We start from the raw sequence: 20,904 nt of genomic DNA, 5'->3' as shown, positions 1-20,904 counted from the left end.
GGCCTGCATTTACATAACTGTTCTCGTAATCTTTCAGCAGTACTTGCTGCACTCTAACTTTTCTCCGATGCCGCAGATACAAGTACAAAAAGCCTATTGGGGCAAATAGGAACCAACTAAAAACTCCCTTAAACAAGGCATTTATAATATATTCTAGCATTGCGGCTATTGCATAAACTAACAGGTTTTACGATTGCTAATGCTAGTTCCCCTTCTTTTTCGAAAAGGGGGTTAAGAGCGGAGCCGTTAAGTTCTGATACCTATTCTTGGCCGATTGGTCTGGCTCTCTCCTTTTCGAAGATAGGGCCGTGGGGGTGAAGCGTAACGTCGAATAAACCAAGACCTAACGGCTCTGGGGTTGGAGTTGAGACGCGCTAGAACCTACCCATTATCCAACGACTTTTACCCCCTACCCCACACTCGCTTGATGCGCGACATTTAAAGCTAGTTTCTGGTTTTTCTAAAACCGGGCGTAGCGCCGCTTGCGCCACCATGCCCGGCCCAGGCCAAACAGGCCAAGCAGCACTAGCGGGGCCACCAAATTCAGTAGTTGCCAGCGTTGGCGCTGCTCGGCTACCTTCACCTTATCCAAGGGGCGGAGGGTGATTTGCTTGCCACGCACGGCGATGAGGCCGGTTTCGTCGAGGAGGTAGTCCACGGCATTCAGCACCAGCTCGCGGTTGGCAAATTCGGTGTTGGCGAGGCGGTCGTAGCCGAGGCGGAAGGGATTACCAGTTTTCGGGTCCACGTCGTTGCGCACGAAGTCGCCGTCGGGGATGACGAGTAGCTTGGCGGGCTTGGCCAAGGGCGACTTTTCGGGCTGAAACTGCGTGGTGCCGGGTTGGGCTCGGTTGGCATAGAGCGAGCGGAACTGCCCTTCCAGCAGGTAGCCTACCGGCTCGAAGCGTTGCTTATACTGCTTGGGGTCGGGGGGTAGGCGGGCGTCGTTGAGGTTAACGGGCACGGGAGCAGGCAGCACGCGGGTGTAGCGCGAGGTGAACATGAGCGGCGTTTTGCGGATGCCTACGGCCTTCACCGTATCAATGCTGCTCACAAACTTGGTGTACACCGCATCGAGGTTGCGGGTAATGGGGTGCTGGCTGAAGTTGTTGATGAGGGGGTAGAACTGCCAGGGCAGCGGCTCCACCTGCGGCTTATCGCCCAGGGTGCCGGTCACCAGCGGAATCACGCCGGAGTTAAGGTCCAGCATGAGGTCGGGGTTGATGCGCACGCCGTATTTGAACAGCATGTCTTCCAGGTTCAGCTGCAACGGAAACGAGAGCATGCCGCCGCGGTTGGCGCTGTCGAGGTTCACGCGCATGGCATCCACGAAGAACAACGTATTGCCGCCCTGGGTGATGAACTGGTCGAGCTTGAACTTCTCCTCCTCGGTATACGCCGTGGCGGGCTTGGCCACGATGATAGCGTCGAGCGGGCGCAGGTCGCGCACTTTCGTCAGGTTCACTCGAAACACGTCGTAGTTCTGGCGTAGGGAGCCGATCAGGTCGCCGGCTTCGGCGTTGTCTAGTTCGCCGTGGCCTTCCACAATGCCGATGCGCTTGCGCTGGCTAGGCTCCAGGCGCCGAATGGTGCTGGCCAACTCATACTCTAGGCCCTCAATACTTTGGTTGAGGCGCACGTCGGCAGGGGCAGCCTGGTTGCCGCGTAGTAGCAACACCGGCAGCTCCTGGCTACCTACCGACACCGTGGCCCACGGAAAGATGATTTTCTCGACCCGCTTGCCGTTCTCGTTGGCGCCCAGGTTAGTAGGGCGCAGGCCTTTCTTAAGTAGGGTTTCGTAGTACTGATTGCGCGCCTGCTCAGTGCCGGCCGCCGAAGGGTCCACGAACACGTAGTGCAGATTGCTACCTCCATAGATCTGCATTTCGTTTAGCGTCTCGCGGGTGGCTTGCTGCAAGCGCCGGAACGCGGGCGGAAAGTCGCCATCCAGGTACACGGTGATGGTGACGGGCTGCTTCAGATTCTCCAACAATTCCTTGGTGGCCGGCGACATAGAGTAGCGCTTCTCCTCCGTCAAATCGACACGGAAGAAGAACTGCTGGGCCAGGAAATTGAGCAGCAGCAACGCGCCAATCACCACGAAAAACGTGGTCAGGTCGCGACGCTTATTGCTAGCTGTTGGCCGTTGGCTGTTGGCTATTAGCTCTTGTTCTGTACTCACAAAGACACTCAAAAAATATTCTAATCAATCCTAGAAAGCTATTAGCTAATAGCTAAACAAAGCTCACCAATTCCTACTCCGCAACGCCAGTCGCGTAACCCACAGCAGCGCTACAATCATGCTCAGAAAATACAGCAGGTCGCGGGAGTCGATAAGACCTTTGCTTAGGTCGCGGTAGTGGGCCGCAATGCCGAGTTGGCTGATGTAGTAAGCCGTGCTACCCTCGAATACCGAGGCCAGCGAATCGAAACCTGTGTATACCAGGAAGCACCCCACCACGGCCACCAAGAAGGCAATAATCTGGTCGCGGGTGATGGCCGAGGCGAAGATACCAATGGCCGCAAATACCGCCGCCAGTAGCCCCAGCCCCAAGTAGGAGCCCACCGTGGCCGCCGAATCGATGTTGCCCTCGGGGTTGCCCAGCTGGTACACCGAGTAGTAGTAGAGCAGGGTAGGAACCAATGCCAGCAACGCTAGTAGCAAGCACGCCAAGTACTTACCGCCAATAATCTGCCCATCCGTCAGCGGGCGCGTGAGCAGCAGCTCGATAGTACCCGCCTTCTTTTCCTCCGCAAACGTGCGCATGGTGATGGCTGGAATCAGAAATAGGAAAATCCAGGGCGCAATGTTGAACAGCGTTTGCAGGTCGGCGTAGCCGTAATCAAGCACCGAGCTATCAGGAAACACCCACACAAACAGTCCTGTAGCCACCAGAAATACGCCGATAACGACGTAGGCGACCGGCGAGCTGAGGAAGGCGTTAAATTCTTTGCGGAGAATGGAATACATAAAAAAGGATTGTCGTAACTCTTCTGTCATCCTGAGCCTGCGAAGGACCTCTCACGTTTAAACGATCTGGCGTCAAGTATTTACTATCTATCATACCGTTCTTCCGTGGTAAATTCCTTCGCAGGCTCAGGATGGCAGAAAAGTAAACATATTACTTCGTCAGATTCTTAAACACCTGCTCCAGCGACTGCTCTTCCTGACGCAGCCCTAGTAATATCCAGCCCTGCTCGGCTGCCAAACGTGAGATGCTGCCGCGCAGGTCGGGGCCAGCGGCGCGGATGCGGTAGGTAGCGGGCGCTGCCTCGACCTCCACGGCCAGAATGCCGGGTAGAGCGCGCAGCGGCGCGGGGTTGATGGGCTGCTCAAACTCGGCTCGAATGAGGGTTTCGCCTTTCGTGCCGGCGGCCAGGTCCGCCACGGGCGAATCGGCCACCAGTTGGCCGCGGTTGATGATGACCACCCGGCTGCACAGGGCTGTGACTTCGGGCAAAATGTGCGTCGAAAAAATCACCGTTTTATCCCCCCCTACCTCCCGAATCAGGGTGCGGATTTCACCGATTTGGTTGGGGTCTAGGCCAGTGGTAGGCTCGTCGAGGATGAGCACGCCGGGGTCGTGGATGAGGGCCTGGGCCAGCCCTACCCGCTGCCGGTAGCCTTTGCTCAGGGCGCCGATTTGCTTGTTCTGCTCGCGCCCCAGCCCTACCCTATCCACCATCTGCTGCACACGGCGGCGCAGCTCGCTGCCCTTCAGCCCGTGCACCGAACCAATGAATTCGAGGTACTCGTGCACGTACATGTCCAGGTAGAGCGGGTTGTGCTCGGGTAGGTAGCCCACGCGGCGGCGCACCTCCAGGGGCTGCTCCGTTACGTCGAAGCCGGCCAGCTTCACGGTGCCGGCCGAGGGCGGCAGGTAGCCGGTGGCAATCTTCATGGTCGTGGATTTGCCCGCGCCATTCGGCCCCAAAAATCCTAGGATTTCGCCCTTGCCCGCCGTGAAGCTGATGTTGTTCACGGCGTTTTGAGCACCGTAGGTTTTCGTGAGTTTCTCGACCTCTACCATGTACTTTGTTGAATCTTACTCTTAGCCGTCATCCTGAGCCCAGCGAAGGACCTTTCACGTCAGAACGACTATTGAACGATAACCGTACCAACGACTCGTTCTGCGGGCATAAGGTCCTTCGCTGGGCTCAGGATGACAAAACCATTTTGGCAATACTTTATTTCGGCTGCGAAGGCCGCATCTGAATTTCCGAAATCATGGTGGCCTTGGGGGCTTCCAGGGCGTGCACGATGGCCTCGGCAATATCTTCGGGCTGCATCTTGTGCGGATCGGGTTCCTGGCCAGCTTCCATGCCGCCGAAGTTGGTTTCCACCGAGCCGGGCATCACGCACGTTACGCGCACGCCTTGCTGGCGCACCTCTTTGAATAGCGCGTCCGAGAAGCCACGTACCGCAAATTTGGTGGCGCAGTAGCCCGCCATGTTGGCTGTGCCTGCCGTACCGGCTAGCGAGGCTACATTAATGATATGGCCTTCGCCTTGCTCCTTCATGCGCGGCAACACCGCCTTGGTGCAGTAGAACACGCCGTGCACGTTGGTAGCAAACATAGCGTGCCAGTCGTCGGACGAGAACCCATCAATTGGCCCCATGTTGCCGATGCCGGCGTTGTTGACCAGCACCTGCACCGCACCCAGCTTATCGATGGTAGCGGAATAGGCTTGCAGTACTGATTGCTCATCCTGCACGTTGCACTCGAAAAAGTGGAAGTTCTCGTGCTGCAAATCGTCGGGGGCCGAGCGGCTCCAGCCGGCTACTACTGCGCCTTTGGTCAGCAGCGCTTCGGCTGTGGCTTTGCCAATGCCTTTGCTACCCCCTGTGATTATCGCTACCTTGCCGCGTAAGTCCATATGCCTGTCTTGATGTTTCAGATTGCGTTGCTGCCGCAAGTTAACCGCCCTACCCGGCTTTTACGCATAGGATTAGCTAGCGGCCTGCTTTTGTTGCTCACAGCCTGCGGCGACGGCCACGAAACCGACTGCCTGAAAAGAACTGGTCCTATTACCACCGAACGCAGGGAGGTAGCAGCCTTTGAGCAGATCTACATTCATGACAATGTTGAAGTGATACTAGTACAAGACTCGGTGACGTACGCTGAAGTGCGCACTGGCAAGAATTTGCAAGAAGACATTGAGTTGACCACCTCAGGCAATCAACTGATTATCAACAATACCAGCCGCTGCAACTGGACCCGCCGATACGATGTACCGCGCGAAATTACTGTACATACACCTTCGGTACTAGATGTTTTCCAGTCTGACCAAAGTTCTCTACGCATTCCTGAGCCCTTCCGGGCCGACCGGTTTTTCTACCACTTTCTGGGTGCCGGTGATGCCGATTTGAACCTGGATGTGCAGTACCTTAATATGGATATGTATGAGCTAGGCGATGTGACCCTGCGCGGCACCGTTACCGGCGACGCGGTGACTCTGCTGGGAGGTAGCGGCACCCTTCATGCTACCACCTTGGCGGCGCGTAACCTCACCCTTCAAACTACCCGCAGCAGCATCGGCGACGCGCACATGCGCGCAACGGAAACGCTGCGTGTCTATCATGCTGGTGCAGGCACTGTCCATTACCGCGCCCCTACTTCCCACGTGGAGGTGACGGGCAAAGGCAAGGCGGTAGCTGAGTAAGGCGAAATAGCAAACGTAAAAACGTCATTCCGACCCTTCTGCTTGATGCGCAGACTGATCGGAATGACGTTCTAATTTCTCTCCTTCCTAAATATCGCCCAGTTGCGGCCGAATTAGTAGTTCTTCCACCACGGCTTGCTCGGAGAGTTGGTAGGTTGCAAACACGGCTTCGGCCAAGTCTTCGGGCTTGATGAACCGCTCGGGGGGTAGGCCGGCTCCAGCCCAGCTTTCGGTGTAGGTGGCGCCGGGTAGCACCGCCGTCACGCGGATGTTATGCTCCTTTAGCTCTTCACGCAGGTTTTTGGTGAAGCCATAGAGCGCGTGCTTGGCAATGCCGTAGGAGCCACCGTTGGGGTAGGCCGTGAGACTGGCCGTAGAGCAAATAGTGAAAATATGCCCGTGGCGCTGCGCTATCATGCCGGGTAGTAGCGCTTGGGTCACATCGTAGGCGCTTAGCAGGTTGGCGGCCAGCATCTGGCGCAGTTGCTCCCCATCAGCAGGCTCGTCTTGCAGGCGGCCGGGTACGAAGGCGCCAGCATTGTGCACCAGCACTTCTACCTCGCCTGGCAGCGCCCGTACAAATTTGCCAAACCGAACTGCGTCGGCATGGTTACTAAGGTCGGCGGGCAGGGTATGCAGAACGGCTCCGGGCGTGGCCTGTTGTACGGCGGCCGCTAGGGTAGCCAAGTCCTCTGCCGAGCGGGCGCAAGTGACGACCGGAAACCCGGCCTGCACAAACCGCTCCACCAAAGCACGTCCAATTCCGCGGCTGCCGCCAGTTACGACGATATTTTTTTGCATTCCTTTGTTTATATGTTGAGGTTTTACGTATGGTGCAACAGGCCTACTTTCGCGTGTGCGCATAGACCTGATTTTTTCGCAAGTTCCTGCTTTTCTCTTTCCGGACGCTTTTTATGGTAAAGACCTTCGGCTCTTTTCTACTCTTTCTCCAAAGCATGGTTTCCCGCGGCGAGCGGTTCAAAACGCTTTGGGCCCGCACCATCGACGAAGCCATTCTCATTGGGGTCGATTCTGTTTTTATCGTGTCGTTGGTCAGCGCCTTTATCGGGGCCGTAACCTGCGTGCAGATTTCTTACAACCTGATCAACCCGCTCATTCCCAAAGCCACCATTGGCTATATGGTGCGCGAGATGACTATTCTGGAGCTGGCCCCTACTATCACCAGCATTGTGCTGGCCGGCAAGGTAGGCTCTAGCATTGCCGGTGGCCTGGGCACCATGCGCATTACCGAACAGATTGACGCTTTGGAAGTAATGGGCATCAACTCTTCTTCCTACCTGGTATTGCCTCGCATCTTGGCCTCGCTGCTGATGTTTCCGCTGCTGGTTATTCTGGCTATGGGCTTGTCCATCATGGGCGGCTACATTGCAGGCACGCTATCGGGCTCTATCTCGGCACAGGAATACATTGAGGGTATCCGCGAGGATTTCATTCCCTATAACATCCTGTTCGCCTTGATCAAATCGTTGGTATTCGCCTTCCTGATTTCGGCCATCTCGTCTTTCAAAGGCTTCAACACCCGTGGTGGTGCTCTGGAGGTAGGAGCAGCCAGCACCGGCGCCGTTACCAACTCCATTATCGCTATCCTGATAGCCGACTTCGTGCTGGCGGCTGTTCTGTTGTAATTAGGTTGAGTGTTATGTCTGCTGGTAGAATAGCTGGTCGTTGCACGCCTGGCTACTACCACAAGTCATTTAGCAAGTCAACCATTCAACCATTCAATCCATGATTGAGATTCATAATATTCAGAAGTCGTTTGACGGAAACGCTGTGTTGAAGGGCATTAACTGCACCTTCGAAACCGGTAAGTGTAATTTGCTGCTAGGTGGTTCGGGTACCGGCAAATCGGTGCTGCTCCAGTGCATTGTGGGTCTGATGAAGCCCGATTTGGGTAGTATCACCTTCGACGGCACTGTTTTCACTAATAACAAGGTGAATATCCGGCAGGAAATCCGCCGCAAAATCGGGATGCTGTTTCAGGGTTCGGCGTTGTTCGACTCCATGACGGTGTATGAGAATACTGAGTTTCCGTTGAAGATGCTGACGCCCGAAATGACCAAAGAGGAGCGCCGCGACCGGGTGGAGTTCTGCCTGAAACGGGTAGGGCTAGAAAATGCCGGCAACAAAATGCCCTCCGAGATTTCGGGTGGTATGAAGAAGCGTGTGGGCATTGCTCGCGCCATTGCGCCCAATTGTACCTACCTGTTCTGCGACGAACCCAACTCCGGCCTCGACCCGCTCACCAGCCTCAAGATTGACGAACTGATCCACGAAATCACGCACGAATACAACATTACTACCGCCATCATCACGCACGACATGAACTCGGTAGTGGAAATTGGCGACCATATCATCTTCTTGCATAAAGGCATGAAGCTGTGGGATGGCGACAAAGACACTATTCTGAACGCCGAAGTACCTGAGCTGAAAGAATTTATCTTTAGCAGTAGCCTCGTGCGGGCCGCTAAGCGTGTGGATGACGAAGGCGGTTTGCAAGACGTGCTAGACGACGACCCTGTGCAAGCCAAATAGTCTATAGTGAGGTATTAACAAAAAGGTCCTGCTGCACTAAGAGCAGCGGGACCTTTTTGTTAATACTACCAATGGTGCGGGACTACACTCCGTGTCTACTAGTGCAGATTTCTGGCCTGCCATCTTCCGCAGTATTCCAACACATTGTTCTGACAGTGCAGGCTAGAGGCCTGCGCATAGTAGATACGGGGCATAGCCCCGCGTCATTGCTACTTTATACCCTACCATTGCTCCCGCCGCCGCAGCTCGGTAATGTGCGCTACGTGGTGCTGCCCGTGCCAAGCATACAATACCAGTGCCTGATCGAGCGTGAACGTACGTTGAGAGATAGGGTGATAGAACGTGCGCTGCCACTGCGCCTCCGTGATCTGCCGCAACAGCGTAGTCCAGCGGATGTGCAGCGCCTCCAGCAGCGCCAGCGATACGGCGGGTTTGGTGGCAGCGGTGTCGGGCAGTTCGGCCCAAGCCTGCTCATCGTAGGGGCTGATGGTAGGGTTATCCTCCGTGAGAGCCAGCTTGAAACGCACGAAGCTGTTGAGGTGGCTATCGGGTAGGTGGTGCACTACCTGACGCACCGTCCAGCCGCCGGGGCGGTAGGGCGTATCCAGCTGCGCCGGGCTAAGGCCCGTTACGGCTGCTCGGAGTTGGTCGGATAGCAGGGCCAGTTGGGCCACGTAGGCAATGCGGGCACCTTGCGCTAATGGCTCCGTGGGCAAGGTAGGTTGGCCGATGGGGTAGCGCAAGTCGGGAAGGTCTGTTGTCATGGATTGAGGTGAATTGGGAAACGCAAGGTAGCAGCAAGGCGTTAGTGGCGGCCTTCGGGGTAAAACAAAAGCCTCTCCCAAGCTGGAAGAGGCTTCTTTGGCAGTGTCATGGCCGCGTTATTCCTTGTTGCGCTTGTTTAGCTCGTCGCGGATTTTGGCGGCTTTCTCGTAATCTTCTTTTTCCAGTGCCTGGGCTAGCATTTTGGTTAGCTCGTCCAACGATACCTGCCCGCTTGGCTCGCGTGGCTCCGGCGCAGGCTTGCTGCTGCCGCTCGTGGTGTCGTCATCGTCGTCATCATCCTCGTCCGACTCTTCGGGGTTTTCGTCCAAGTCGCTCAAGATGATACCAGCTTCGCTCAGTACGCTTTCTACCGTATAAATCGGCACGCCAAAACGCAGGCCGATGGCAATAGCGTCGCTCGGGCGGGCATCCAACTCGAAAGTAGTAGCCCCATCGGAGCACACAATTTTGGAGTAGAAGACGCCTTCCTTCAAGTCAGAAATTATGACTTCCAGAATGGCTACGTGTACCTGCTCGGCAAAGGACTTGAATAGGTCGTGCGTAAGCGGACGATTAGGATTTATTTTTTCTATCTGAATCGCGATACTCTGGGCCTCAAACATGCCAATGATGATGGGCAACCGGCGGTTGCCCGTCTTCTCCCCCAAAATCAGGGCAAACGACCCCGATTGAGATTGGCTGGAAGAAAGTCCTAGTATCTCGAGCTGAATTTTTTTCACAGGAGAAAGTATGTGCTGGTAATGAGGTGAATGCGCTTAATAGGATTGCAAAGAGCGTTTAATATAGATTACAACGCTCATTATCAATCGGTTTACGCCTTAACCTAGTTCCTTAACGGCTTGGGTTAGTTTCGGTAGTACGTCGAATACGTCGCCAACGATGCCATAATCGGCCGCTTTAAAGAACGGAGCCTCCGGGTCTTTGTTGATGACCACAATCACCTTGGAGGAATTGACACCCGCCAAATGCTGAATGGCGCCCGAAATACCGCAGGCAATGTACAGGTTGGGCGAGATGGTGATGCCCGTTTGGCCCACGTGCTCGTGGTGAGGGCGCCAGTCCACGTCCGATACGGGCTTGGAGCAGGCCGTAGCTGCACCCAGCGCCTTCGCCAGATCCTCAATCAGGTTCCAGTTTTCGGGGCCCTTCATGCCGCGGCCACCCGATACCACTTTAGCAGCTTCGGGAAGCAGTACGCCGCCCGCTTGCTCCTGCATCACTACCTGCTTGGGCGCGTCGGCAAAGTCGGCGTCGGTCAGGTTGGCCGAGAACTTCTCTACCGAAGCGGTTTTGCCGGCTTCCTGCTGGGCTTCGATGGAGTTCTTTTTAACAGCAATGATCTTGCGGTCGGTAGTGAGGGCCACATCGGCCAGCGCTTTGCCCGAGAAGGCGCCGCGCTTCACCACAAATTGTCCGCCTTCGGTGCGGGGCAGCTCTACGGCGTTGGTCGCCAGGCTGGCTTTCAGCCGGATAGATAAGCGCGAGCCTACCGCAGCGCCAATGTTGGAGTTGGCCAGCACCAGCACCTGCGCACCTTCCTGCTCGGCGGCGGTGGCAATGAGCTTGGTATAGGCACCGTTCACGAAGTCTTTCAGGCGAGGCTCAGCATCGTATAGTACTTTGCTGATGCCCTGCTCGCCTAGCTTGGCTAGGTTGTCTTCAGTGGCCTCGCCTACGGCTACGGCTGTAGCTGTGGTGCCCAACTGCTGGGCTACCTTGCTAGCGTAGGTGGCCACTTCCAGCGAAGATTTTTTCACTTCGCCGTTATCGCATTCTATAACTACTAATACAGACATGGTTTTGCGTTTTGTCATCCTGAGTGGAGCGAAGGACCTTATCACGTCCGCGCCACTTGAAGTAGGAAAACCAACGAAAGCAGCCGTGATAAGATGCTTCCTTCGTCAGCATGACAGTCAAACTAAATTACCTTGGCCTCGTTGCGCAGGAGCTTGATCAACTCGCCGGCGTTTTCGGCGGGGATAAGCTTCACGCCTTGCTTCTTGGGGGGTAGGGCAAACTCGGTTACCTCCGTGCGGGGCGCATCGCCGGTGGGCTCTACTACCTTCAGGGGCTTGGTGCGGGCCGTCATGATGCCGCGCATGTTGGGGATGCGGGGCTCGCACATAGGCTGCTGGCACGACGCTACGAAGGGCGTGTTCACCTCCACGATTTCCTTGCCGCCTTCAATTTCGCGCTCCAAAGTGGCGTTGTTGCCGCTCATGTCCAGCTTCATAGCCGGCGCTACCGTGGGGATGCCCAGCAGTTCGCCTACCATGCCGTGTACCTGGAAGCCATTGTAGTCGATGCTTTCCTTGCCCATCAGAATCACGTCGTAGCCGCCATCTTTGGCCACGTTGGCAATCTGCTCAGCCACGAAGAACGCGTCCTTGGGGGCGGCGTTTACGCGAATGGCGTCGTCGGCACCGATGGCCAGGGCTTTGCGGATATTGGGCTCCGTATCGGCCTCGCCTACGTTGAGCACCGTCACGGTACCGCCGCCCTGAGCTTCCTTCAGCTCAATGGCGCGGGTCAGGGCGTATTCGTCCCAGGGATTTATCACAAATTGCACGCCGGCCTTGTTGAACTCTTTGTTGTCGGGCGTGAAGGTGATTTTAGTCGTCGTGTCGGGCACGTTGCTGATGCAAACGAGAAACTTCATTAGGCTGCGTTAGATAGACAAACAATACGGGAAAGCCCCTAATTTCGGGCGAAGATACAGAAAACTCCTACCCGATGGAAAACACACCCAGCCGCCTTTCGCAACTCCTGGCTTTCTACGCCGACGACCCGCACGATGCCTTCACGATCTACGCGTTGGCCACCGAATACCGGGCGTCGGACCCGCAAAAAGCCATGGAATATTATCAAACACTGCTGGATGAGCACCCCGAGTACGTGGGTACGTATTATCACGCCGGAAAGCTGCTGGCGCAATTAGAAAAGCCCGATGAAGCCGAAAAAGTTTTCCGCAAAGGATTGCAAGTAAGCCGCAAAGCCGGCCAGATGCACGCCGCCAGCGAATTGCAACAAGCCCTTAATCAGCACTTGGGTTTGGATTACGAGGATGAGGTATGAGGTTTTTGATGGGAACTGAGGGCTGAGAACTGAATAGGAACTCAACTACCATCCCTAACTACCCATACGCCCATCCCCTACCCCACCAAGAACCCCCATGAAAATCCTACTGATAGAAGACGAGCCGAAAGTATCCGCGTTTATTCGGCGCGGCTTGGAGGAGGAACACTATGAGGTGGAAGTAGCTTACGATGGTACGTTTGGTCAGCGGCTGGCGCTCACGCACGCCTACGACCTGATTATTCTGGACGTGATTCTACCCAACCAGAGCGGCCTAGAGGTACTGAGAGCTATTCGTCAGCAAGACCAGCAGGTGCCCGTGCTGATGCTGACGGCATTGGGCACGACCACCGATAAGCTCCACGGCTTCGACGGGGGCGCCGACGACTACCTCGTCAAGCCCTTCGACTTCGCTGAACTGCTGGCCCGCGTGAAGGCCCTGACGCGCCGCCGCGGGCAAACCGCCAAAGGGGCGGTGCTCACACTAGCCGACCTCAACCTTGATACAGCCGCCAAAACCGTTACGCGCAACGGCCAACCCATCAAGCTCACCGCCCGCGAGTTCAACTTGCTGGAGCTTTTCATGCGCAACCGCGGTCGGGTGCTCAGCCGCGCCGAAATAGCCGAAAACTCCTGGGAAGAGTCCTTCGATTCCGGCTCCAATGTCATCGACGTGTACGTGAACTACCTGCGCAACAAGATCGACAAGAACTTCCCTACCAAGCTCATTCACACAGTAGTAGGCATGGGCTATGTGCTGCGGGAGGAAGGGTAGGCAAAGGGTATAGAAAGAGTATAGAAAGAGTAGAAAGTTTGTCATCCTGAGCTTGCGAAGGACCTTCTCACGGGTGAACGACCATCTTAACAGCGACTCGTTCACCCGTGAGAAGGTCCTTCACAAGCTCAGGATGCCAGACGCTTTTCTTTATCCACCCTACTTTCTTAGCCCCCTATCCTCCCCCAAACCTTCCTATCCTTCCTACCTTCTTCCTATGACCATCCGCAACCGTCTGACGCTCTTGTTTCTCAGCATGGTAGCTGTTATTCTGGCGGTGGCACTTACGGTAGCGTACGTGCTGCAAGCTCGCTATTCGCAGCGGGAGTTTCGGCAGCGCCTGCGCGACCGGGCGGAGGTGACGGGCTACATTTTTCTGGAACAGGATGAAATGCGGGCTGGGGCTTTTCGGTCGTTTCAGCATCGCTATTTGCAGGCTCTAAACAACGAGGTATTGCAGATTTACGATTCCAACCACCAAGTGCGGTTTCTGGAGGAAGATGAGCGGGTTACGCTATCCGATAAGCTACTAGCCCGCATTGTGGTCGATGGCGAAATGTACTTCACTATTGGCTCGCGGCAGGCCATCGGGTTATTTTACCACGATAACCAGGGCGACTATATTATAGTAGCGGCGGCAGAAAACAAGCTGGGCAGAGCACGCCTGCAAAACCTCGCCCTCATCTTGTCGCTAACGTTTGTGGGTAGCCTGGCCGTTATCTACGTGGCCGGGCGAATCTTTGCGGGGCGGGCGCTGGCGCCCATTGCGGCCGTCAACGACCAGGTGGACCGCATTACGGCCCGCGACCTGCACTTGCGGGTAGACGAAGGCCTGCGCCACGAGCAGGACGAAATTGCCCGGCTGGCCCACACCTTTAACCGCATGCTGGAGCGGCTAGAAGAGAGTTTTGAGGCCCAGCGCACGTTTGTCAGTAATGCGTCGCACGAGTTGCGCACTCCGCTCACGGCTACCATTGGCGAAGTACAAGTGCTCTTAAAGCGCGACCGGGAGCCAGCCGAGTACCGCGAGGCGCTGGCGTCGGTGCTGACGGAGTTGCAGCAGCTGAAAGACCTGATCAACAACTTATTGGAATTTACACAAGCCAGCTTCACCAACTTTACTGGCGACGAGATTCGCTTGGATGAGCTGCTATTCGAAGCCCGCGAAGCCATTATGCCCCCCCAGCGGCAGCGGGTGCAAATACGCTTGGGCGAGTTGCCGTCTGACCCTACCGCCCTGGAAACCAACGGCAACCACCAGTTGCTTGCGCGCGCCCTCACCAACTTGCTGGATAACGCCCTGAAATACTCGGGTAGTGCGCCGGTTACCGTCAGCTTTCACTACGCCGACAGCCGGGTACACATTCAGATAGCCGATCAGGGCATCGGTATTGCTGAGAAAGATTTGCAGCGCATTTTTCAACCGTTTTTCCGGGCCGATAATGCCCGCGGTGTTGTTGGACACGGGGTGGGGCTACCGCTCACGCGCAAAATTATTGAGCTACACGGCGGCCAGTTGCATATTTCCTCCCGCTTGCATGAAGGAACGGTGGTTGATGTGCAGTTGCCTACAGGCAACCCGACTCAATGCTCCACCACACAAGCTACTATTTGATAATATTTCAGCTCAAAAGCGCTACTGTAGGACTACTTGGGTGAGCGGCGACGCCCTGTTTCTGCAACCACAGGCAGGCGGTAGCTACATCATCGAACGTAGTCACTACCATCGGCTTTACGTGAATAAGGATACGCTCTGTGGCATCGCGGTCGGGAAATAGGCGGGGGTAGACCCAGGCAATGTAGCGCAACCCGGCCCCTACCAACTCCCGCAACCACCATTGGTCCCAGGTCGACAGATCGACGGAGGTGCTGACGATAGTAGAGGTGTCGTTTAGAATTTTGCTGCTGGGCTGCTGGCGCAAAGCTTCCAACAGCAGCAAACCCGCCGCCTGAGACGATTCTTGTGTATGCACTCCCTGCCAATCAGTGTAGAGCCACCGGTTGATTTCATCGTAGTAAATGGATATACCCGGCGTGGTAGCAATCAGACGAAGCTGCATGAGCAAGAGCAATAAGCACTGGTAAGAACTACTGATGATCCGTGTGGACTGACGAAGCTAGTGAATAGAATGAAATTTAATAGAGTGACACTATAATTATTCCTATAAATTTCAATTTGCTTTTATTTTAATTATCTCATTAACAAGCACATATTTCAAATATACGGTTTCTAATCCGTTTCTAATCCAACTCTAATATCAGCCTAATACCGTCGGAGTACACTTGCATATCCAATTATCAGAACCGGATATGTCTCGCTTTCACTCGCAGCTGTTTTTTCTGTTGTTGCTGACCGGCACTGCCCACGCCACGGCGTTCCTACCCGTGGTGGCCGTGCCCGATACGGCCCAGTTGACCCTCGCTGAAGCCGAGCAGCGCTTCACCCAAAACAACTTGTTGCTACTGGCCCAACGCTACAACGTATCGGCCGCACAAGCGCAGATTCTACAGGCTCGGCTCTGGGACAACCCTACCCTTTCGCTGGAGCAGAATACCTATAACCCCAACACGCGGCGCGCCTTCGACGTGACACGCCGAGGTGAGAGCATTGTGCAGGTGCAGCAGCTGTTTGCCATTGCCGGCCGCCGCAAAGCTGCCGCCAACGTGGCCCAGCAGGGCGCTTTGGTGGAGCAGTTCAACCTGGAAGACCTGCTGCGCACCCTCAACTACCAGCTACGCACTACCTTCTTCGACCTGTACTACAAGCAGCAAACCGTCGGCACTTATAACACCGAAATCAACTCGTTTCAGCGGACGCTAACGGCCTACCAGAATCAGTATGAGAAGGGCAACATTGCCCTGAAAGAGGTGATTCGGCTGCGGGCCTTCTTGTTTGACTTGCAAACGGAGCGGCAGGCCCTCCTCTCCGAAATTGCCACGCAGGAATCGGATTTGCGGATTTTGTTGCGCGAGTCGTCGGGCACCTACTTCCGTCCCACAGTCAACGATTCCCGGTTACAAGCCTTGTCGTTAATAGGCTTTTCGGAGGAACAATTAGCCGATACGGCTCAGGTAGCCCGCGCCGATTTGCGCGCCCGCCAGGCCGATGTGGAACAGCAAAACCAAAACCTGCGCCTACAACGCGCCCTGGCAGCCCCCGATCTGGCCGTGGGCTACGTGTACGACCGCGCCGGCAGCTATATCCAGAACTACAACGCCGTGACCCTGGGCGTGGCCGTGCCGATTTTCAACCGTAACCAGGGCAATATCCGCACGGCGCAGGCCCAGATTGAGCAGAGCCGCGCCCAACGTGACCAGCAGCTGCTCACGGTGCGCAACGACGTGCAGGAAGCCTGGCGCCAAGCCCAGCAAACCGACGCGCTCTACCAAACGGCTACCCGCAACATCAGCGACTTTTCGCGCCTGATTCAGGGCATTGAGCAGAGCTACGCCAAGCGCAACATCACCATCGTGGAGTTCCTGGACTTCTACGAGAGCTACAAAAACAACATTGTGCAGCTCAACCAGTTGCGCGCTACCCGCCTGCGGGCGTTCGAGTCGCTCAATTTCTCGGTAGGACGCACTGTCTTCAACGCCGAGTAAGACTGCCGATACTTTCAACAGACCAAACTAACCGCATACGATATGAACCGCTTTGCCACGTTAGCCTCTACCCTGGCCCTCCCGCTCGCCGTGGGTTTGGCGAGCTGCTCCACCCATACCGAAGCCGAACAGCCACACAAAGCCGAGGCTGGCTTCTCGCTGTCGGACCAGATGTTGCAGGAGCTGAAGATTGATACGGTGCACGCCGAGCCCGTGCGCGACGAGCTGCTGCTGACAGGCCAGATTGCCTCCAACGGCGACAAAACCGTGAAAGTATACCCGCTGGTGGGCGGCGTGGTAGAGCAGCTCTCGGTGGAGCTGGGCGACCACGTGACCAAGGGGCAAGTGCTGGCTGTGATTCGCAGCGGCGAAATTGCCGACCTGCAAAACCAGTCGTCTACGGCTGGCTCCGACCTGGATATTGCCCGCAAGAACCTGCAAGTGGCCGAGGATCAGTTCGAAGATGGCCTGGCCTCGGAGCGCGACGTGACCCTGGCCCGCCAGGAGCTGCGTAAGGCCCAGAGCAACGTGGGTAAGAGCCGTAAGCAGCTGAATGTGTACGGCGTATCAGCCGATGGCACTTACACGCTACGCGCGCCCATTTCGGGCTTTATCACGGAGAAAAACGTGACCGACCACATGCAGTTCAACGCCGACAACGTGGGCAACCTGTTCACGGTCAGCAACCTGGACGACGTGTGGATTATGGCCAACGTGTTTGAGTCGGATATCTCGAAGGTGCACCAGGGTTACACCGCCCAGGTAACCACCCTCTCCTACCCCGACAAAGTGTTCACGGGCCGCATCGACAAGGTATTCAACGTGCTTGATCCCGACTCGAAGGTGATGAAGGTGCGCGTGCGCCTCGACAACCCCGGCTACCTGCTCAAGCCCGAGATGTATGCCCAAATCAAGGTAGAGAACACCCAAAACGAGAAGATGCTGGCCGTGCCGGCCCAAAGCGTGGTGTTCGACAAGGACCGCAATTTCGTGATGGTGTTCAAAGACCGCAGCCACATCGAAACCCGCGAGGTGAAGGTAGCCAAGACGGTAGGCGACACCAGCTACGTGGAGTCGGGCCTGCACGACGGCGAGCGAATCATCGCCCAGAACCAGTTGCTGGTGTACGACGAGTTGAATGACTGATTTTTTAGCTGTTAGCTGATGGCTATTAGCTATTAGCTTTTGTGCTACAAATCATCGACTCTACTTCTATAGAAAGCTAACAGCCAACAGCTACCAGCTAATAGCTAAACTCAAATGAACAAGTTCATCCAGGGCATTATTGCCTTTTCGTTGAAGAACCGCGGCTTCATCTTTTTGATGACGCTGCTGGCCATTGTGGCCGGGGTGGTGAGCTACCGGAACACGCCCATTGAGGCGTTTCCGGACGTCACGAACACCGAAATCACCATCATCACGCAGTGGCCTGGCCGCTCGGCCGAGGAGATTGAGAAGTTTGTGACGGCTCCGGTGGAAATTGCTCTGAACCCGGTGCAGAAGAAAACCAGCATCCGTAGCACTACCCTGTTTGGGTTGTCGGTGGTGAAGGTAATTTTTGATGATGGTGTGGACGATGCCTTTGCCCGCGTGCAGGTGAACAACATGCTGCAAGACGTGGACCTGCCCGACGGCGTGGACCCCGAGGTGCAGCCGCCCTACGGCCCTACCGGCGAAATTTACCGCTACACGCTGGCCAGCAAAGACAAAACCGTGCGCGAGCTAAAAGTCTTGCAAGACTGGGTGATTGAGCGCAACCTGAAAGCCGTGCCCGGCGTGGCCGACGTAAACAGCTTCGGCGGCGAAGTGAAGGACTACGAAATCAGCGTGAACCCCAGCAAAATTCAGGATTTCGGCATCTCGCCGTTGGATCTGTACAACGCCATTCAGCGCAGCAACATCAACGTGGGCGGCGACGTGATTAACGCCGGCCAGCAGAACTTTGTGGTGCGCGGCATCGGCCTGCTCAACAACATCTCCGACATCAACAACACGGTCATCAAGAACGTGAACGGGGTAGGGATTTTGGTGAAGGACGTGGCCATTGTGCACGAGTCGGCCCTACCCAAGCTGGGCAAGGTAGGCCGCAACTACGACGACAACATGGTGGAAGGCATTGTGGTGATGCGCAAGGGCGAAAACCCCTCGGAAGTTATTGCCGCTTTGAAAGCGAAAGTGACCGAGTTGAACGAGAAAATCCTGCCCTCCGATGTGAAGATCAAGACCTTCTACGACCGGCAGCAGCTCATCGATTTCTCGACGGAAACCGTGATTCACAACCTGCTGGAAGGCATTATTCTGGTGACGGTGATTGTGTTCGTGTTCATGGCCGACTGGCGCACCACGGTGATTGTATCGGTGATTATCCCGCTCGCGCTGCTGTTTGCTTTCATCTGCCTGCGGTTGAAAGGTATGTCGGCCAACTTGCTGAGCATGGGCGCCATCGACTTTGGTATCATCATCGATGGGGCCGTGGTGATGGTGGAAGGGCTCTTTGTGGCCCTCGACCACAAGGCCCACGAGGTAGGGATGGAGCGCTTCAACAAGCTCTCGAAGATGGGCCTGATCAAAAAATCTGGCCGGGAGATGGGCAAGTCGATTTTCTTCGCCAAAGCCATCATTATCACCGCCCTCCTACCCATCTTCTCCTTCGAGAAGGTAGAAGGCAAGGTGTTTTCGCCGCTGGCCTGGACGCTCGGTTTTGCCCTGCTTGGCGCCCTTATTTTCACGCTGACGCTGGTGCCGGTGCTGGCGTCTATTCTGCTGAAAAAGAACGTGCGGGAGAAGGAAAACTTCTTCGTGCGTGGCATCAACCGCGGGGCGCAACGCTTTTTCGCCTTCACCTACGCCCGCAAAACCATTAGCTTGCTGGTAGCTACGGTAGTGGTGGTAGTAGGAATGGGCGCCTTCCACTTCTTGGGCTCGGAGTTCCTACCCGAGTTGAACGAAGGCTCGATTTACGTGCGGGCCCAACTGCCGCTGAGTATTTCGCTGGATGAATCGAACAAGCTCTGTAACGAGATGCGGCGGGTATTCCTGAGCTTCCCGGAGGTAGGCGACGTGGTGAGCCAGACCGGCCGCCCCAACGACGGCACCGACCCCACGGGCTTCTACAACAACGAGTTCCTGGTGCAGCTCAAGCACACCCCCGAGGTGGAGGCCGAGATGAAGCACAAGGACAAGCGCGAGGCCCTAATTGAACACATGAAGGAGAAGCTAGCCCGATTCCCCGGCGTGGACTTCAACTTTTCCCAGCCCATCACCGACAACGTGGAGGAAGCCGCCTCGGGCGTAAAAGGCTCCATTGCTGTCAAAATTTATGGTACTGACTTGAAGCTGATGGAAGCCAAAGCCCGCCAGGTATACGATGTGCTGAAAGACATCAAAGGCATCGACGACCTGGGTGCGCTGCGCAACATCGGGCAGCCCGAGCTGCACGTGGAGCTGGACGAGCGGCGCATGGCCCAGTACGGCGTGAGCAAAGCCGACGCCAACGCGGTGCTGGAAATGGCCGTGGGCGGCAAGCAGGCCACCCAGATGTACGAGGGCGAGCGGAAATTCCCCATCGTGGTGCGTTACGAGGAAGGTTTCCGCCAGTCGCCTACCCAGATTGCGGCCCTGATGGTGCCTACCATGAACGGCAACTCCGTGCCGCTATCGGAAATTGCCACCGTCTCGGACGTGAACGGCCCCTCCCTCATCTACCGCGACGACAACAAGCGCTTCTCGGCCGTGAAGTTCTCTATCCGGGGCCGCGACATGGGTAGCACCATCGAAGAAGCCCAGCGCAAGGTAGACGCCGTGGTGAGTCTCCCCAAGGGCTACAGCATGAAGTGGACCGGCGACTTCGAAAACCAGCGCCGTGCCACCCAGCGCCTCACGCAGGTAGTGCCCATCTCGCTGGCCCTGATCTTCTTCATCCTGTTCATCTTATTTGGTAATTTGAAAGACGCCGGGCTGGTGCTCCTAAACGTGCCGTTCGCCATCATTGGCGGCATTGCGGCGCTGCTCATCACGCACACCAACTTCTCTATCTCGGCTGGTATTGGCTTCATTGCCTTGTTCGGTATCTGCATCCAAAACGGCGTGATTCTGATTTCGGTGTTCAAGCAAAACATGCTGAAAAAGATGAGCCTCGACAACAGCATCCATGAAGGCGTGACCTCCCGCGTGCGCCCCGTGGTGATGACGGCCCTCATGGCCACCATCGGCCTAATGCCGGCGGCCATCAGCACCGGCATCGGCTCCGAAACCTCGAAGCCCCTGGCCATTGTGGTAATTGGCGGCCTGATTACGGGCACCATTCTCACGCTGTTCATCTTCCCGCTCATCTTCGAGCGCGCCTACCGCGCCGAGCACACCCACTACGGCGACGACCCAACCCTGCGCCAGCACCACCGCAAGCCGGCGCTGGCAGGGGCATAGTCGCCGCCGGAAAACACGAAACC

19 protein-coding genes are annotated in these 20,904 nt (G+C 56.1%); 9 read left to right on the top strand and 10 right to left on the bottom strand.

From position 1 onward, the window contains the following. Positions 1 to 460: 460 nt before the first annotated feature. The 4 genes from gldG to J4D97_RS00905 form a co-directional block, all read right to left on the bottom strand. The gene (gene gldG / locus J4D97_RS00920) at positions 461 to 2,182 is read right to left on the bottom strand and encodes a gliding motility-associated ABC transporter substrate-binding protein GldG (RefSeq protein ID WP_343217124.1); all 1,722 of its coding nucleotides are present in this window, start codon (positions 2,180 to 2,182) and stop codon (positions 461 to 463) included. A gap of 63 nt (positions 2,183 to 2,245) precedes the next feature. Continuing rightward, positions 2,246 to 2,971, bottom strand: a complete 726-nt coding sequence (gldF, locus tag J4D97_RS00915) for a gliding motility-associated ABC transporter permease subunit GldF (protein WP_208305974.1) — start codon at positions 2,969 to 2,971, stop codon at positions 2,246 to 2,248. 151 nt (positions 2,972 to 3,122) lie between these two features. Next, on the bottom strand, positions 3,123 to 4,031 hold the full coding sequence (gene gldA, locus J4D97_RS00910) for a gliding motility-associated ABC transporter ATP-binding subunit GldA (RefSeq protein WP_208305973.1): 909 nt from the start codon (positions 4,029 to 4,031) through the stop codon (positions 3,123 to 3,125). 157 nt (positions 4,032 to 4,188) lie between these two features. Further along, positions 4,189 to 4,878: an SDR family oxidoreductase gene (locus J4D97_RS00905; RefSeq protein ID WP_208305972.1), complete on the bottom strand. Its 690-nt coding sequence runs from the start codon at positions 4,876 to 4,878 to the stop codon at positions 4,189 to 4,191. On the opposite strand from J4D97_RS00905, the gene J4D97_RS00900 reads away from it, so the two are divergent. Next, positions 4,879 to 5,664 (top strand): GIN domain-containing protein, encoded by a 786-nt coding sequence (locus tag J4D97_RS00900; protein WP_208305971.1) that lies wholly within the window; start codon positions 4,879 to 4,881, stop codon positions 5,662 to 5,664. Positions 5,665 to 5,751: 87 nt separating this feature from the next. Here J4D97_RS00900 and J4D97_RS00895 read toward each other — a convergent pair whose 3' ends face one another. After that, complete coding sequence (locus J4D97_RS00895) at positions 5,752 to 6,465, bottom strand: SDR family oxidoreductase (protein WP_208305970.1); 714 nt, start codon at positions 6,463 to 6,465, stop codon at positions 5,752 to 5,754. 113 nt (positions 6,466 to 6,578) lie between these two features. Between J4D97_RS00895 and J4D97_RS00890 the strand changes: the two genes are divergently transcribed. Continuing rightward, positions 6,579 to 7,310, top strand: coding sequence for an MlaE family ABC transporter permease (locus tag J4D97_RS00890; RefSeq protein WP_185283132.1), 732 nt, complete (start codon positions 6,579 to 6,581; stop codon positions 7,308 to 7,310). Between the two features lie 100 nt (positions 7,311 to 7,410). Beyond that, positions 7,411 to 8,217 (top strand): ABC transporter ATP-binding protein, encoded by an 807-nt coding sequence (locus tag J4D97_RS00885; RefSeq protein ID WP_185283131.1) that lies wholly within the window; start codon positions 7,411 to 7,413, stop codon positions 8,215 to 8,217. A gap of 221 nt (positions 8,218 to 8,438) precedes the next feature. Here J4D97_RS00885 and J4D97_RS00880 read toward each other — a convergent pair whose 3' ends face one another. The 4 genes from J4D97_RS00880 to J4D97_RS00865 all read right to left on the bottom strand — a co-directional run bounded on the left by J4D97_RS00880 (position 8,439) and on the right by J4D97_RS00865 (position 11,662). After that, positions 8,439 to 8,981 (bottom strand): YfiT family bacillithiol transferase, encoded by a 543-nt coding sequence (locus tag J4D97_RS00880; RefSeq protein WP_208305969.1) that lies wholly within the window; start codon positions 8,979 to 8,981, stop codon positions 8,439 to 8,441. A 117-nt stretch (positions 8,982 to 9,098) separates the two neighbouring features. Continuing rightward, positions 9,099 to 9,722 (bottom strand): bifunctional nuclease family protein, encoded by a 624-nt coding sequence (locus J4D97_RS00875; protein ID WP_208305968.1) that lies wholly within the window; start codon positions 9,720 to 9,722, stop codon positions 9,099 to 9,101. A gap of 99 nt (positions 9,723 to 9,821) precedes the next feature. Beyond that, entirely contained in the window at positions 9,822 to 10,799 is a 978-nt protein-coding gene (locus J4D97_RS00870; protein WP_208306481.1) for an electron transfer flavoprotein subunit alpha/FixB family protein, read from the bottom strand. A 122-nt stretch (positions 10,800 to 10,921) separates the two neighbouring features. After that, on the bottom strand, positions 10,922 to 11,662 hold the full coding sequence (locus tag J4D97_RS00865) for an electron transfer flavoprotein subunit beta/FixA family protein (protein ID WP_185283127.1): 741 nt from the start codon (positions 11,660 to 11,662) through the stop codon (positions 10,922 to 10,924). 74 nt (positions 11,663 to 11,736) lie between these two features. Here J4D97_RS00865 and J4D97_RS00860 point away from each other — a divergent pair, with 74 nt between their 5' ends. The 3 genes from J4D97_RS00860 (at position 11,737) to J4D97_RS00850 (ending at position 14,468) form a co-directional block, all read left to right on the top strand. Further along, positions 11,737 to 12,078 carry a tetratricopeptide repeat protein gene (locus J4D97_RS00860; protein ID WP_185283126.1) on the top strand — a complete coding sequence of 114 codons (342 nt, stop codon included), beginning with the start codon at positions 11,737 to 11,739 and terminating at the stop codon, positions 12,076 to 12,078. Between the two features lie 97 nt (positions 12,079 to 12,175). Beyond that, a complete protein-coding gene (locus J4D97_RS00855) occupies positions 12,176 to 12,853 on the top strand; it encodes a response regulator transcription factor (RefSeq protein WP_185283125.1) in 678 nt (225 codons plus the stop codon). 217 nt (positions 12,854 to 13,070) lie between these two features. Then, positions 13,071 to 14,468, top strand: coding sequence for a sensor histidine kinase (locus tag J4D97_RS00850; RefSeq protein WP_208305967.1), 1,398 nt, complete (start codon positions 13,071 to 13,073; stop codon positions 14,466 to 14,468). A gap of 7 nt (positions 14,469 to 14,475) precedes the next feature. On the opposite strand, the gene J4D97_RS00845 is transcribed toward J4D97_RS00850, so the two are convergent. Further along, a complete protein-coding gene (locus J4D97_RS00845; RefSeq protein WP_185283123.1) occupies positions 14,476 to 14,913 on the bottom strand; it encodes a hypothetical protein in 438 nt (145 codons plus the stop codon). A gap of 250 nt (positions 14,914 to 15,163) precedes the next feature. Between J4D97_RS00845 and J4D97_RS00840 the strand changes: the two genes are divergently transcribed. The 3 genes from J4D97_RS00840 (at position 15,164) to J4D97_RS00830 (ending at position 20,881) form a co-directional block, all read left to right on the top strand. Next, a complete protein-coding gene (locus J4D97_RS00840) occupies positions 15,164 to 16,456 on the top strand; it encodes a TolC family protein (RefSeq protein ID WP_208305966.1) in 1,293 nt (430 codons plus the stop codon). Positions 16,457 to 16,498: 42 nt separating this feature from the next. Continuing rightward, positions 16,499 to 17,602: an efflux RND transporter periplasmic adaptor subunit gene (locus tag J4D97_RS00835; protein WP_208305965.1), complete on the top strand. Its 1,104-nt coding sequence runs from the start codon at positions 16,499 to 16,501 to the stop codon at positions 17,600 to 17,602. Between the two features lie 114 nt (positions 17,603 to 17,716). Continuing rightward, positions 17,717 to 20,881, top strand: a complete 3,165-nt coding sequence (locus J4D97_RS00830) for an efflux RND transporter permease subunit (protein ID WP_208305964.1) — start codon at positions 17,717 to 17,719, stop codon at positions 20,879 to 20,881. Positions 20,882 to 20,904 lie beyond the last annotated feature (23 nt).

Origin of the sequence: Hymenobacter defluvii (genome assembly GCF_017589435.1) — a bacterium.
Lineage (GTDB): Bacteria > Bacteroidota > Bacteroidia > Cytophagales > Hymenobacteraceae > Hymenobacter > Hymenobacter profundi.
Note: the sequence above shows the minus strand (reverse complement) of the source record. Positions and strands in the feature narration are given on the sequence as shown.